This window comes from Sedimentitalea sp. XS_ASV28, from assembly GCF_041224545.1.
Classification (GTDB): Bacteria; Pseudomonadota; Alphaproteobacteria; order Rhodobacterales; family Rhodobacteraceae; genus Sedimentitalea.
In genome coordinates this window covers 54,698-69,681 of record NZ_JBGFGP010000148.1, presented here as the reverse complement: position 1 = coordinate 69,681, position 14,984 = coordinate 54,698, and the positions used below count along the sequence as shown (strand labels likewise).

The window sequence follows — 14,984 nt, the reverse complement described above, 5'->3', positions numbered from 1 at the left end:
GTCCCGCGACCTGTGAATTGCCGGCTTCAAAAATTCTGCGAGGTTCACGAACGGCCGAAATCGCCGTCGCACCGCGTCATGCCATCTCGTGCTTGTGCAGAATATTCGCCGCCGTGTGCGGGCGCAGCATGAAATCAAAATGACCGACATGGGCTCTGACCTGGCATTCGCCGCGAACAGCATGAACGTCCGGTCCGGCGTTGGGTCAGAAATCTGACGGAAAGCCAGAAATACCTGAAAGACGATACTCGGGAGCACACGACGCTTTTCTGAACATTTCAACGATTCAGAGCCTGCATTCTTGTGTCTGTGACGGACTCGGTTGCGCGGATTAGCCAGATACGGTTTCTGCCGAGACCAAAGATGACACCCGGGGCAATCATGGGCAATTCATATCCACGACATGATTGTATGAGACCGGCGCCCGTCAGGATGACGGCCAGGATTTGATGATCCAGGACGTGATATAGGCCGCTGCCCGCAAATACAGCAGGACCGCACCGGAACGTGCCCGTGATTCGGGCGCCGGTGAGACTTTGAAATACTTGATAAGTTTCCCAACATGAAAAAAATATGAACCAAGGGATTGATTTTTTCGCGGGATTGGGTCTCACTACGCTCAAACAGATACAAGAGAGGGAGACGCGTCGTGGCGATCATCTACAGAACGTCGGCGTTGGCACAGCGCCATGCAGAAATCGGTGGAGAGCTGGAAGACTGGAACGGCATGGGGACGGCCTGGTTCTATGACCAGTCGGACGAGCGCGCCAAGGCCGATTACGAAGCGGTGCGCACCAAGGCGGGTCTGATGGACGTGTCCGGCCTCAAGAAAATTCACCTGAGCGGGCCGCATGCGGCGGCGGTGATCGATCGCGCCACCACTCGCAATGTCGACAAGCTTATGCCCGGCCGCGCGGTCTATGGCGCGATGCTGGACGACCGTGGTCTGTTTATCGACGATTGCGTGATCTATCGTCTCTCGGTCAACAGCTGGTTGCTGGTGCATGGCACCGGGACCGGTCATGAGAGCCTGGCCATGGCAGCCTACGGCAAGAACGTCTCGATGATCTTCGATGACGATCTGCATGACATGTCGCTGCAAGGGCCGGTGGCGGTGGATTTCCTTGCCAAGCATATCCCGGGCATCCGCGACCTTGCCTATTTCGGCATCATCCAGACCAAGCTGTTTGGCAAACCGGTGATGATCTCGCGCACGGGATACACCGGTGAACGCGGTTACGAGATCTTCTGTGAGGGTCGCCACGCCATCGAACTGTGGGATGCGATCCTCGAAGACGGCAAGGACATGGGTATCCGCCCGGTCCAGTTCTCGACCCTCGACCTGCTGCGCACGGAAAGCTACCTGCTGTTCTATCCCGGCGACAACTCCGAGACCTATCCTTTCGACAACGACCCCTGCGGCGACTCGCTGTGGGAACTGGGGCTGGAATTCACCGTGTCGCCAGGCAAGAAAGGGTTCCGCGGAGCCGAGAACCACTATGCGCTGGAAGGCAAGGAGCGGTTCAAGATCTACGGTGTCCGGCTCGACGGCACCACCGCTGCCGACGAAGGAGCGGAACTGCTCAAGGATGGTGAAAAGGTCGGCGTGGTGACCTATGGCATGCGCTCCGATCTGTTCGATCATACGGTTGGCATCGCACGGATGCCGGTGGATTGCGCTGTTCCGGGCACCAAGATGATGGTGCGCAACGCGGACGGGACCGAAATCCCCTGTGTCGCCGAGGAAATGCCATTTTACGACAAGGACAAGAAGGTCCGCACCGCCAAGGGCTGACCCGACACTGCGAAAGGCGCGCGCCCCCGGGGCCGCGCCTTTTTGCCACCTAAAATCCGCAGGGAGAAACGGCAGCATGTCGAAATTCAAATTCCCCGAAAGCATTCGCAGCCGTCCGGTCTATGGCACGCTAACGCCGCGTCCGGGCAAGGGCCACCTGATGATTGCCGACGCAGAGGGCGCCGAGGCGCTGCTCGATCTTGCGGCGCAGGATGCCGAGTTGTTTCACGCCGCGCACATCATTTTCATACCCAAGGGCACCGGTGAGACCTTTGTCGAAAAACTCCGGACCCGAAAGCCCGCGATCCTGCATGTCGCACCCAGTTACGAATCTTCGATCCCACGTATCCGCCGGATCCTGTCGGACGCGCATATGGGGCTTCAGGTTTATCTGGCGGGAACCGAGGGCCTGATGGGGCAGGCACAGAACGAGGCGATGAACGCCGGCATCCCGCACACCGCGATCCAGACGGAACACCGCGGATCCGTGGCACGCCGGATGCAATGCGTTCACTGCAAGGGCATCACCGAGGACGTGATGACAGATCCGTTTGTCTGTTCGCATTGCGGTCTGAACCTGTTCGTGCGCGATCACTATTCGCGCAGGCTGGCAGCGTTTCAGGGGGTCCGCGTCGATGCCGAGGATCCCGGAAACGTGCCAGAACCCGTGGAGTTGTACAAATGACCGCCGCCCCCCAGAAAGCCAAAGCCGGAGCCGAGAAAATCGAGGTCGAGGTGAGCGCTGTGGTGCCCCTGAACGATCTGGTGACACGGTTCGAATTCAAGCGCCGGGACGGCGCGGCCTTTCCGCCCTTTTCCGCCGGTGCCCACACGGTTGTCGAGATGCAGGATGCCGGGCGCACCCGCCTGAACCCGTATTCGTTGATGTCCGACCCGGCGGATCAGTCGATCTATGCGATCTCGGTGCGGCGCGATGACGAAGGCCGGGGCGGCTCGCTGTTCATGCACCGCAACGTCAAGGTCGGCGACGCGATGACGATCACCTATCCGGTGAACCTGTTTCCGATCGACCTGCGGGGACGAAAGCACGTATTTCTCGCCGGGGGTATCGGCATCACGCCCTTCATGGCGATGATCGCGCATCTTGAGCGGATGGGCGGCGCGTGGGAACTGCACTATGCGTGCCGGAGCAAGGCGCTCGGATCCTATGCCGACGAGCTGAGCTCGCGCCACCCGAACAAGGTGCATGTCTATTACGACGACCAGCAACAGGCGATCGCGCTTGAGGATCTGCTGGATGGTCAGCCGCTGGGCACGCATGTCTACGTGTGCGGCCCGCAGGGCATGATCCAATGGGTACACAAAACGGCGCAGGCGCATGGCTGGCCGGATGAAAACGTGCATTCCGAGGAATTCCTCGCGCCGCAGCCCGGCAAACCCTTTGAGGTACGCTTGTGCAAGTCGGATATGGTCATCCAGGTGGGTGAGCACGAAAGCCTGCTGGAGGCGATGGAACGTTGCGGCGTCGATGCCCCGTTCCTGTGTCGTGGCGGGGCCTGCGGCCAATGCGAAACCGATGTGGTCGAAGCGGATGGGGAATTCATCCACCGCGATCACTGGCTGGATGATGAAGAACATGCCAGCGGCAAGAAAATAATGCCCTGCGTCAGCCGCTTTGTCGGCAAGGCGCTGGTTCTGGACCGATAGGGGAGGCAACGATGACGCTGCAATTCAACACGGAAACTTTCCGCGATGATTACTCGTTCCACAACTCGGACCGGGCGATCAAGCGCTTTCCATTCCCGTTTCACGAAGACAGCTACATGTACTCGGTGAATATGGAGCAACACCGGGGCGGGCCTGCGGGGTCGGTTTTCGAGATGCGCTTTGATGTGGACGAACATTATGTCTCGGAGATGCAGGACCGTGCGCTGGTTCTGGCCGAGGATCCGCTGCGCTGCCAGTCTCTGCCACATATGACGCTGGCGGGGTGGGACACGCTGGAACTCATCATGGTCAGCAAGTCCGAGGATTATCCGGACCTGTTCGAACTGCACCGCGACGGCGACCGCTGGCGCTGGATCAACAAGCCGATGGGGATTGACCACAGCTTTACCTTCCTCGACGAGACCACGCTGCCCTGCGGACCGCTGGAATACATCACGCGTCAGGCACAGGGCGATTTCGCGGTGCTCGATCAGCGGGGCGAGATGCTGTATATGGACGCGGGCATGGTCACCACCCAGGCGGACTGGTCGCTCGACTTCGACATCGGCATGGACTTTTTCGAATGGCACGCCCCGGTGCCGCTGGCGCATGAAATGGGCATTTTCAAACGGGCGCTCAAGTTTCTTCTGAACATTCAGCAGGGGGCCCCGGCGCGGCGGCTGAACTGGACCATGACGGTAAACCCGCTTCTGGACACCAGCCCCGAAAACTATCACAAATGGGGCGTCCAGAAGACCACGCTGACTCCCGAGAATATCGGGGCGAAACAACATCTGCGCGTGGAGTTGCAGACCTTCTATCGCCTGCCACGCTCGAACGCGCTCTTGTTCCCGATCCGCTGCTACCTGATCGCGTTCCAGGATCTCGTGACCATCCCGAAATGGGGCCGCCGCCTGCATCGGGTCGTGCGCGACCTGCCCGACGAGTTGGCGACCTACAAGGGATTCATCGACAATCGCCCGAAGATGCTGGAGTATCTCAGCCGCTTTGACGACGGCTTGCCAACCTCTCCGGGTGTCTGGCCGGATCTGGACACGGAGCCGCCACTGCAGAAATGACCCGGCTGCTCCTGGATCGGTTTCGGAGGCTTTATCATTTGAACGGCATCTGAACGATCCTTTCGTACATGGTTGCGGAAGACATCGGATGATTGTGCCCGCAGACCTGTACACCCGGCGCCGGGCCCGGGTGTTGTTGTGCGAATTATGACCCGGACCGCAACGAGAAGGCGGTCACGAACGGCCGAACACGGACAGGAGAGAGAAAAAATGCCAGTAGATGTTTCCGCGCCGGCTGGGCCGGTTGACACGCAGGGCTTGCACCGCGCGATCCGATGGCCTCAGGCCTTCTGGCTCGCAAGCGGGGTGCCCGCGCTCGTGCTGTTTTCCATCGGCGGCATCGCCGCCACGATCGGAAACCCGTCATGGGTGATCTGGATCATTTCAGTGAGCTTCGGCTTCCTGCAAGCCTTCGTTTATGCCGAGATCGCAGGACTCTTCCCGTCTAAGAGTGGTGGCGCATCGGTTTATGGCGCTGCGGCCTGGGTGCGCTACAGTCGCCTTCTGGCGCCGCTTTCTGTGTGGTGTAACTGGCTGGCCTGGACGCCTGTGCTCGCGATTGGCGGCGGCCTTGCCGCAGGCTATATCCTAAACGTGTTCTTTGAGCCGGAGTCGGCGATCCGCAGCTGGCAAATCACCCTGGTCAACTTAGACGGCCTGAAATCCGGCCTCAGTCTCAGGATCGACGCCACCTTCGTTCTGGGAGCCGCTCTCTTGTTGCTGGTCTTTGCGGTTCAACACGGCGGGGTTCAGCGCGCAGCCAAGTTTCAGACCATCATCGGACTTGCAGTGGTCCTGCCGCTGCTGATTGTCGGTATCGTCCCGCTCGTTACTGGCGATGTACTTGTCGAGAACCTGACGCCGCTTAGACCTCTGGCCTTCGACGATGCCGGTAACGTGACCGAAGGCGTCTGGAACATTCCGGGCTGGACCTTGTTCCTGGGCGGTCTCTTTATTGCCGCCTGGTCGGCCTATGCCTTCGAAACGGCGATCTGCTACACGTCCGAATTCAAGAACCCGGCCTATGACACGCCCCGCGCGATCCTGTTCGCGGGCTTGCTCTGTATTGTGGTCTACACGCTGGTGCCACTGTCATTCCAGGGTGTGCTCGGTGTCGAAGGTATGTTGCAGGAGGGCATCGTCGACGGTTCGGCCGTGGCCGGTGCCATGGCGGGCATGGTTGGCGGCGGATCGCTGGTCTTCTCGCTGATGGTGATCATGCTGATCCTGGCGCTGCTGCTCGCGGTCATGACTTCGATGGCAGGCTCGTCGCGCACGCTCTATCAGGGGTCGGTCGACGGCTGGCTGCCGCGCTACCTGGGTGGGGTCAACAGCCACGGTGCGCCGACGTCCGCGATGTGGACCGACCTTGGCTTCAACCTGATCCTGCTGATGATGTCGGATTACCTTTTCGTGCTGGCGGTGTCGAATTGCTGTTACCTGATCTTCAACTTCCTGAACCTCAACGCAGGCTGGATCCACCGGATCGACAGCGCCGACACACCGCGCCCCTGGCGCTGCCCGACGCCGCTGATGGCGATCGGTGTCGGCCTGAGCTTCGTCAACGCGATGCTATTGGGTGCCGGGGCCAACGTCTGGGGCGAAGGCACATTGATGTCGGGCATTATTGCCGCGGCACTGATCCTGCCGGTCTTTGTTTTCCGGCATTACGTTCAGGACAAGGGCCAGTTTCCAAAGGCAATGCTGGAAGACTTGCACGTGACCTCACGTGATCTGAAGGTGCGCAAGGCGGGGATGAAACCCTATCTGGCTCTGGCCGCAGGCGTTGCAATTGCCTTTGCCGCAAACACTATTTTCCAGCTCTGATCATCGGGCTCAAGGCAAAGCATACCCTCCACGCGTCCACACCACCAAGAGAAGGAGGCGCGGGGGGCGGTGCATTCCCGGGGTTCGCAGCCCGCTGGCATCACACCATAAGGCGCTCCGCAGCCCGGGTTCCCGGGTCAGGGACCAGCGAATGAAATGTCTGGCGGAAGGGGCCGTGACGCAGCACCTCAGGTTTTCTGCGGATAGCAGATGATCGACAGGTAGCGGGCGGGCAGTTCGGTCAGCACTTCGGGCCCATGTGGGGCGTCGGCATCGAAAAACAGCGTGTCTCCGGGTTCGAGCGGATAGTGTTGCTTGCCATGCAGGTAGCCGACCTTGCCTTCCAGCATATAGAGCATCTCGATCCCGTCATGCTGGAAGGTTTTGAACGTGTCGGATTCACTGTTCAACGTGATCAGGTACGGTTCGACGATCACACCGCTGGAATTCGCGCCGATATGGCCCAAAAGGTTGTATTGATGTCCCGCGCGGGTTCCCGCGCGTTCGATTTCCAGCCCTTCGCCGGCCTTGGTGTGCACGGCTTCGCGGCGTTCTTCGAAGCCCTTGAAAAAGGAGGTAATCGGCACTGAAAGCGCGTTGGCCAGGGCCTGCAATGTGGTCAGGGAAGGCGAGGTGTTACCGTTCTCGATCTTGGACAGCATCCCGATCGACAGGTCGGTCAGCCGCGATAATTCCGCAACAGTGATTCCCTGCTGCTTGCGATAGGCACGCACTTCGCGGCCGATGGCGACTTCCAATACTTTCTCACGCTCGTCGCGCAGGCTGTGAGGGTCTTGAACAAGCTTGGTCATGGTCTTGGATGTTTCAGCGTTCATGCAGGCTGGCCCTCTGTATTCTAGTCGCTTCGCGCGGCAAATTCTACCAGCAACAAGTCTAGCGGATATTCACTGCATTGCAAAAAAGTTTTCCTGTCATTAAAAATTGGTCTGATTGGTCAGAGATTGGATCCCATGCCTAAGACGATTGGCTTTCTGCTCTTCCCCGGATTTCCGATGGCTTGTCTGACGTCGGTCATCGAGCCCCTGCGCGCCGCGAACGAGATTTCCGGGCAGACCGCCTTTGAGTGGATGCTGATCGCCGAAAGCGACGGACCGGTGCTGTCGAGCGCGAACATTCCGTTCGAGCCCGGCCGCACGCTGGATACGATCGAACAGATGGATTACCTGTTGTTGCTGTCAGCGCCGTCGGGCCGCTTTGCAAATGCCCGCAGCGCCGCACATCTGCGCCGCCTGTCGCGTCACGGATCAACAACCCTGGGTGCGATCAGCGGCGGGGTATTCCCGCTAGTGCGGAGTGCGGCCGTACCGGGCGAACGGCTGTCGGTGCACTGGTGCTACGAGGCCGCTTTTGCGGTCGAATTTCCCAAGATCGCCTATAGCGACGAGGTGATCGAGGTGTCGCGGCGCTGTGTGACGGCGTCCGGCGCGGCGGCGGCGTTTGACCTGGCGTTGACCTTCATCGATTCCGCCCTTGGCGGTGATGTGGCAACCGAGGTGGCGTGCTGGTTCCAGCATCCGATGATGCGCAAGATCGGGGTCAAGCAATCGGTGCCGGTCCACCTTCAGAGTGGTATCGAGGATGACCTCTCGCCGGTGGTCGCGCAGGCCATAGCGATCTTTACACAGGACCTGTCGCTGCCGCTTGCCGTGGGCGAGGTGGCGGACAGGCTGAAGATTTCGCCGCGCCACCTTGAGCGGTCCTTCAAACAGGCGACGGGGCAGAATCCGACCACCTATTTTCGCTGGCTTCGGATGCAGGCAGCGCGCCAAATCGTGATGTATACCAATGATGCGGTGGCGGATGTGGCGGCGGCGGTGGGCTATGCCAGCGTCAGGAATTTCACCCGCCATTATCGCGCCGAATACGGGCTGAGCCCGCAGGAAGACCGCAAGCGGATCAACCTCTACAGGACCGAGGGCAACCGTCCGGTGCCCTCGGTGTAACCCGGTTTCAGAACACCGACCTGCAGGCCGCGAGCAGCGCATGGTGCAGGGACCCCGCCGAGCTGCGCGGACCGATCACCGACAGGTGCTTCGGATCGCGGCAGACCACGAAACAGCCCAGGTGATCGATGGTCGTGCGTTGCACCTCGCCGCCCTGCCATTGCCCGACATCCGCCGCGCAGAGCCGCTCCATCACGCGGGGCAGGGCGTCTCCGGTCAGATCAAACCGGCACCAGGCATCGGTCTGTTCGGTGACGCTCGCCTTGCCGGCCAGCTCTTCGGACAAGCGGTGCGCGAGATCCTCGTGGGTGTCGATGGGTGCTTCGACCATCCATTGATCTGGACCGGTCCAGAATGCGGAGAGCGTACCACCCGCGTGGCGCGACGGGGCAGGGGCGGACGCACCCAGCAGCCCGGTCAGCGCCTCGTGGACGGCCTCTTCCGCGCCAAGCCGCGCGGCAACCGACGCCAGCGCGACGGACACGACTTCGGTCAGGGTGACAGGGCCTATTTTATCGACATGGGGCGCGTGTGCCCCGAGCGGTGTCAGGGGTTTCAGATCATGCACGGAGACGTTCCCCCTCTGGGTCGACGAAATGGGCACTGACCACTTCGACGTCATGATCGACGCCGGTCAGCGGGCTGACGAGGCGCACGACCTCGCCCAGACGCGTGTCGCCGGATTTCAGATAACCGATGCCGATATGGCAGCCGAGATTCGGTGAGTAACAGGCCGAGGTGATATAGCCCTGGTCGTGCGCGGCATCGACGGGCGATCCCTTGGTCATCAGGTGGGCGCCGGCGGGAACCTTGTTGTCCTTGTTCACCGGTTTGAACCCGACGAGCTTGAGTGCATCGTCCTCGTTCAGGCCGGGGCGCTCGGAGAGCGTCGAGCCGATGGAGTCCTTTTTCTTGGACACCATGCGTCCCATGCCGAGATTGTTGGCCGTGGTGGTGCCGTTCAGCTCGTTGCCGGCCGCGTGCCCCTTTTCGATCCGCATGACGCTGAGCGCCTCGGTGCCATAGGGGGTCACGTCGAATTCCTTGCCCTCATCCATCAACCGGCGCATCAGCGCATCGCCGTAGCGCGACGGCACCGCGATTTCGAATGCCAGTTCACCGGAGAACGAGATCCGGAACAGCCGTGCCCGCAACCCGCCACATACCGTGATCTCGCCACAGGCCATGAAGGGAAAGCCTTCGTTCGAGATGTCGAATTCGGGATCCACGATCTTTTGCAGCAGTTTGCGTGAATTCGGACCGGCGACGGCATATTGCGCCCACGCCTCGGTTGTCGAGATCAGTTGCACATCCATGTCCGGAAACAGAACCTGTCGCACGAATTCCATGTGACGGTAGACCGGCACCGCGTTGGCGGTGGTGGTGGTAACCACGAAATGATCTTCGGCCAATCGCGCGGCGGTGCCGTCATCCATGGCGATCCCGTCCTCGCGCAGCATCAGGCCATAGCGTGTCTTGCCCACAGCCAGCTTGGCGAACCCGTTGGCATAGACCTTGTTGAGGAATGCTGCCGCGTCGCTGCCCTGCACATCGATCTTGCCCAGCGTGGTACAATCGCAGACACCCACGGATTTGCGGGTTTGCAGCACCTCGCGGTCGACGCTTTCGCGCCAATGGGTTTCGCCGGGTTTCGGGAACCATTGCGCCCGCAGCCACATGCCGACCTCGACAAACACCGCGCCCTGCTCCTCGGCCCAGTAATGGCTGGGTGTCTTGCGCACCGGGCGGAAGTCGGCGTCGCGCGAGCGGCCTGCCAGCACACCCATCGCGGTGGGCGTATAGGGCGGGCGGAACATGGTGGTGCCGACCTCGGGGATCTGCTTGCCCGCGACCTCGGCCATGATGGCAAGGCCGGCAATGTTCGAAGTCTTGCCCTGGTCGGTGGCCATGCCCAGGGTGGTATACCGCTTGAGATGCTCGACCGAGACAAAATTTTCCTGATGCGCCAGCTTCACATCCTTGGCGGTGACATCATTCTGTTGATCGACCCATGCCCGCTTGGCGCCCTTGACGTGCCAGAAGGGCACGATCCGCACCGGTGCATCCTCGGCCTGCGGCAGGTCCGGCGCGGCGGCGTCGATCCCGAGATCGGTCAATGCCTGGGTGGCGGCGGCCTGACCCGAGGTCAGCGCGCCATGGGTGCTGAAGACGCCATTGGCCGCGCCCGCCGGAATCAGGCCGGTGGGCATGGTTCCGCCAGGCACGAACGCTGCAAGCGCTTCGTCCCATTGCGGGCGGCCACGCTGGTGACAGGTCATGTGCACGTTCGGGTTCCATCCCCCGGACACGCCGAGCCCGTCAACGAGCAGGGTCCGGGTTTCGCCGTTCGATTGCATGACCTCGACTCGTTTGAGGCCAAGCCGCCCGGCAGTGTCGATGACATGGGCACTGGACAGGACCTGGTAGTCCGGCGTCACCCCCGCATCGGGGCGGGTGTCGATCACCGTGACCTTGACACCCTTGGCGTGCAGGTCTGTCGCGGTGCGGTGCCCGTCGTCGTTGTTTGTAAAGATCGCCACCGACTGGCCCGGCGTGACGGCCCAGCGGTTGGCATAGCTGCGCATGGCCGAGGCCAGCATGATGCCGGGCCGGTCGTTGTTTTCAAACACGATGGGCCGTTCGGTCGCACCGGCGGCAAGGATTGCGCGTCTGGAATAGATCCGCCACAGGATCTGGCGCGGCTTGCCGGGGGCCGGTTCCGCCAGGTGATCGCTGACCCGTTCGACCATGCCGTAAATGCCGTGATCGAAGGCACCGATCACGGTGCTGCGCGCCATCACGCGGACATTGGGCATGGCCCGCAGCCGCGCGACGGTTTCGGCGGCCCAGCCTGCGCCGGTCTGATCGGCGAGCAATCCGGTCTCGGCATTCAGGCGGCCGCCCAGCAGGAAATCTTCATCCGCGAGGATGACACGTGCACCGGATTCGCCCGCCGTCAGCGCGGCGGCAAGACCGGCAGGTCCGGCCCCGATGATCAGCAGATCACAATGCAGGAATCCCTTGTCATAGCAATCGGGATCAGGCTCATGGGACAGCGAGCCAAGCCCGGCGGCCTTGCGGATCATCGGCTCGTAGAGCTTTTCCCAGAACGCCTTGGGCCACATGAAGGTCTTGTAATAGAACCCGGCGGCAAAAAACGGCGACAGCAGATCGTTGACGGCCAGTGCGTCCCACTTGAGCGATGGCCAGCGGTTCTGCGATGTCGCGGTCAGCCCGTCGAACAGCTCGGCCGTGGTGGCGCGTGTGTTGGGTTCCTTGCGCGCCCCGTCACGCAGCTCGACAATGGCGTTGGGTTCTTCGGACCCGGCGGTCATGGGGCCGCGCGGGCGGTGATATTTGAAGCTGCGCCCCATCAGCCGCACGCCATTGGCCAGCAGCGCCGACGCGAGGGTATCGCCTTCAAAGCCGCTGTAGCGCTTGCCGTCAAAGGTAAAGGACATCGGTTTGCTTCGGTCGATCAGACCGCCGCTCAGTCGGGTCTTGCCGGTCATTTCGAGCGCCCCTCGGCCCGCGCGACATCGCGCGCCAGCTCTACCTTGGTGATTTCATGTGTGGTGGTGTCGCGGGTTACGACCAGCCAGGACCGGTCGCCCTGTTCGTGGAACCACAATTCACGGTGCAGTCCGGCCGGGTTGTCGCGCAGATACCCATAGTCGATGAATTGCGCGACCGCATCATCGGCCTGCCAGTCCGGACGCTGGATCAGCGACGCGTCGCCCTTGTAGACAAACTCGCCGGCGTCGCGCGGGCCGAGAATGGGGTGATTGATCAGCATGTCCTGTCCTCGCTCAGTGCAGGTTGGGCTGGTTGCCCATGCCTTTTTCGTCGATCATGTGCCCGGTGGCGAAACGGTCGAAACGATAGGCGGTAGCAGTCTTGTGCGGCGTGTCGGTGGCCAGCAGATGCGCATAGGCAAAGCCCGAAGCCGGGGTTGCCTTGAACCCGCCGTAGCACCAGCCGCCGTTGAAATAGAGCCCGTCCACATGGGTTCGGTCGATGATCGGCGAGCCGTCCATCGACATGTCCATGATACCGCCCCACATGCGCAGAAGGCGTGCGCGCCCAAGGTTGGGGAAAATCGCCATGCCGCCTTCGCAGACATCTTCGACCACCGGCAGATTGCCCCGTTGGGCATAGGAATTGTAGCCGTCGATATCGCCGCCAAAGACCAGCCCGCCCTTGTCGGACTGGCTGCAATAGAAGTGGCCCGCGCCGAAGGTAATCACCCCGGGGAGAAGAGGTTTCAGACCTTCGGACACGAACGCTTGCAGGACATGGCTCTCGATCGGCAGCCGCATGCCCGCTTTCTCCATCAGCCGCGAGGAAGACCCGGCGACGCAGGCCGCGACCTTCTTTGCGCCGATGAAGCCACGCGAAGTCTCGACACCGGTACAGGCGCCATTCTCGATCCGGAAACCGGTGACTTCGCAATTCTGGATGATATCGACGCCGTGACTGTCTGCGGCGCGGGCATAACCCCAGGCAACCGCGTCATGGCGCACGGTGCCGCCACGATGCTGCGCCAACCCGCCCTTGATCGGGAAACGGGCGTTGTTGACGTTCAGGAAAGGATAGCGCGCCACGATCTGCTCGGTGCTGAGCAGTTCCGCATCGGCCCCGTTCAGGATCATCGCGTTGCCGCGCCGGATGAACGCGTCGCGTTGCGCATCCGAATGGATCAGATTCAGAATGCCGCGCTGGCTGACCATCGCGTTATAGTTCAACTCTTGTTCCAGGTTTTCCCAGAGTTGAAGCGAGAATTCATAAAACGGTTCATTTCCGTCGAGCAGGTAGTTTGAGCGGATGATCGTGGTATTGCGCCCGACGTTGCCGCCGCCGATCCAGCCTTTTTCGACGACCGCGATGCGCGCCTGCTTGAATTCCTTCGCGAGATAATAGGCCGTCGCCAATCCGTGCCCGCCGCCGCCGATGATGACATAGTCATATTGCGCCTTGGGCGTGGCGTCGCGCCAGGCCGGGCCCCAGCCACGATGACCGGTCAGCGCCTCCTTGATGACCTTGAACCCTGAGTAGTGCATAGATTCGGACTCCTTTGACCCATATTCCGCCAGAACCAGCGCAGAGTCGCTGTCACATTCAGACAGGAATGGGTCAGGATCGGACATGTCGTGATTTTTTGCGGCGGGAAATAGCTCAAAATGAAAAAGCCCGCGGCCAGGACCACAGGCATACGAATGACCTCTTCAGCCAGGTTGGTCGCCGACGGCAGATGTATCCCGCGGCGGCACGTGCCGTCGCGGGATACGGTGCTCAATTGGCCAGATAGGCCGCCATGCTGTCGTCCAGCGCGTCTTTCCACGGGGTGTGGTGCACAGGGGCCATGGTTCCGGTCATCACCGATTTGTAGCGGTTGTTGCGGAAGCCCATGATGTCTTCGGCCTTGTGCTTTTTCCATTCGTAGAATGCCTGGCAGGCACCGTCGATGTCAAAGCTGGGATAATCGGTCTCGGCGACCAGTTCCTCGATATAATCGGCCTGATAACGGATCGCATATTTCACGTCGTCGCTGGCCTCTTCGCGTTCTTCGCGCTCTTTGACGTCCGCCAGCATTTCCTCCCGCGAGATCCCCGAAATATCGATCTTGCCCATGATCGCGTCACGCACCCACCAGGCCTGCGCATCGAACATGTTGAACGTGAACCACTGGTCCTGCATGCCCAGATAGAAGAGCTTGGGATTGTTCACGAAAACGACGCCCTTGTAGAGATCGGCTGTGGCCAGCCGGTTTGTGGTTTTCAGGCGCAGGTCGTCGGGCAGGAAGTTGAAGAAATGCTTGTAGCCGGTGCACAGGATGATGGCGTCGACGTCCTTGGTGGTGCCGTCGGCGAAATACACGGTGTTGCCGCTGACCTTCTGCATGGCGGGCTTTTCTTCCCAGTTGTCGGGCCAGTTGAAGCCCATGGGCGCGCTGCGATAGCTGGACGTGATCGACTTGGCTCCGTATTTCCAGCATTGCGAGCCGATGTCTTCCGCCGAGTAGGAGGCACCGACAACGAGGATGTCCTTGCCGGCGAACTCCCGGGCATCGCGGAAATCATGCGCATGGACCAGTCGACCGTTAAAGCTCTCGAAGCCTTCGTAATAAGGGACGTTCGGCGTGGAAAAATGCCCGGAGGCGCAGATCACGTGGTCGAACTCTTCGGAATAGACATGATCGGTGTTGTGATCGTGAACCGTCACCGTGAATTTGCCCGAAGTCTCGTCATAGGTGATCCAGCGGACAGCGGTGTTGAAACGGATGAGGTCGCGCACGCCGGCCTTGAGGACCCGGCCTTCGATATAATCGAACAGAACGGCGCGCGGCGGGTAGGACGCGATCTGTTTTCCGAAATGCTCCTCAAAGGAATAGTCGGCGAACTCCAGACCTTCCTTGGGGCCGTTCGACCACAGGTAACGATACATCGAGCAATGTACCGGTTCGCCGTTTTCATCCAGGCCGGTGCGCCATGTGTAGTTCCAGAGCCCACCCCAGTTGTCCTGTTTTTCGAAGCAGACGATTTCGGGGATTTCCTCTCCCTTTTCCGCCGCCGACTGGAATGCGCGAAGCTGTGCCAGGCCGGATGGTCCCGCACCGATGATCGCTATCCGTTTCTGTGTCATGTCTCTCTC

At 61.0% G+C, this 14,984-nt stretch carries 12 protein-coding genes; 6 read left to right on the top strand and 6 right to left on the bottom strand.

Annotated features, from left to right (window positions below; genetic code table 11):
* Positions 1–649 precede the first annotated feature (649 nt).
* From AB9K34_RS15055 to AB9K34_RS15035, 5 genes are all read left to right on the top strand, one after another.
* Complete coding sequence (locus AB9K34_RS15055; RefSeq protein ID WP_369955246.1) at positions 650–1,795, top strand: aminomethyltransferase family protein; 1,146 nt, start codon at positions 650–652, stop codon at positions 1,793–1,795.
* A 76-nt stretch (positions 1,796–1,871) separates the two neighbouring features.
* On the top strand, positions 1,872–2,480 hold the full coding sequence (gene dmmA, locus AB9K34_RS15050) for a dimethylamine monooxygenase subunit DmmA (protein ID WP_369955245.1): 609 nt from the start codon (positions 1,872–1,874) through the stop codon (positions 2,478–2,480).
* Positions 2,477–3,463, top strand: coding sequence for a 2Fe-2S iron-sulfur cluster-binding protein (locus tag AB9K34_RS15045; RefSeq protein WP_369955244.1), 987 nt, complete (start codon positions 2,477–2,479; stop codon positions 3,461–3,463). Before dmmA ends, AB9K34_RS15045 begins: the two co-directional genes overlap by 4 nt.
* An 11-nt stretch (positions 3,464–3,474) precedes the next feature.
* A complete protein-coding gene (locus AB9K34_RS15040) occupies positions 3,475–4,542 on the top strand; it encodes a DUF3445 domain-containing protein (protein ID WP_369955243.1) in 1,068 nt (355 codons plus the stop codon).
* A gap of 210 nt (positions 4,543–4,752) precedes the next feature.
* The gene (locus AB9K34_RS15035) at positions 4,753–6,369 is read left to right on the top strand and encodes an APC family permease (RefSeq protein WP_369955242.1); all 1,617 of its coding nucleotides are present in this window, start codon (positions 4,753–4,755) and stop codon (positions 6,367–6,369) included.
* Between the two features lie 188 nt (positions 6,370–6,557).
* On the opposite strand, the gene AB9K34_RS15030 is transcribed toward AB9K34_RS15035, so the two are convergent.
* Positions 6,558–7,205 carry a helix-turn-helix domain-containing protein gene (locus tag AB9K34_RS15030; RefSeq protein WP_369955241.1) on the bottom strand — a complete coding sequence of 216 codons (648 nt, stop codon included), beginning with the start codon at positions 7,203–7,205 and terminating at the stop codon, positions 6,558–6,560.
* 135 nt (positions 7,206–7,340) lie between these two features.
* On the opposite strand from AB9K34_RS15030, the gene AB9K34_RS15025 reads away from it, so the two are divergent.
* The gene (locus AB9K34_RS15025) at positions 7,341–8,333 is read left to right on the top strand and encodes a GlxA family transcriptional regulator (protein ID WP_369955240.1); all 993 of its coding nucleotides are present in this window, start codon (positions 7,341–7,343) and stop codon (positions 8,331–8,333) included.
* Positions 8,334–8,340: 7 nt separating this feature from the next.
* Here AB9K34_RS15025 and AB9K34_RS15020 read toward each other — a convergent pair whose 3' ends face one another.
* The 5 genes from AB9K34_RS15020 to AB9K34_RS15000 form a co-directional block, all read right to left on the bottom strand.
* Entirely contained in the window at positions 8,341–8,901 is a 561-nt protein-coding gene (locus tag AB9K34_RS15020; protein WP_369955239.1) for a sarcosine oxidase subunit gamma, read from the bottom strand.
* Positions 8,894–11,845, bottom strand: coding sequence for a sarcosine oxidase subunit alpha family protein (locus tag AB9K34_RS15015; RefSeq protein WP_369955238.1), 2,952 nt, complete (start codon positions 11,843–11,845; stop codon positions 8,894–8,896). The genes AB9K34_RS15020 and AB9K34_RS15015 overlap by 8 nt, the downstream gene beginning before the upstream one ends.
* On the bottom strand, positions 11,842–12,129 hold the full coding sequence (locus AB9K34_RS15010; protein ID WP_369955237.1) for a sarcosine oxidase subunit delta: 288 nt from the start codon (positions 12,127–12,129) through the stop codon (positions 11,842–11,844). Before AB9K34_RS15010 ends, AB9K34_RS15015 begins: the two co-directional genes overlap by 4 nt.
* A gap of 13 nt (positions 12,130–12,142) precedes the next feature.
* Positions 12,143–13,393: a sarcosine oxidase subunit beta family protein gene (locus tag AB9K34_RS15005; protein ID WP_369955249.1), complete on the bottom strand. Its 1,251-nt coding sequence runs from the start codon at positions 13,391–13,393 to the stop codon at positions 12,143–12,145.
* A 232-nt stretch (positions 13,394–13,625) separates the two neighbouring features.
* Positions 13,626–14,975, bottom strand: a complete 1,350-nt coding sequence (locus tag AB9K34_RS15000; protein ID WP_369955236.1) for a flavin-containing monooxygenase — start codon at positions 14,973–14,975, stop codon at positions 13,626–13,628.
* Between the last annotated feature and the right edge of the window lie 9 nt (positions 14,976–14,984).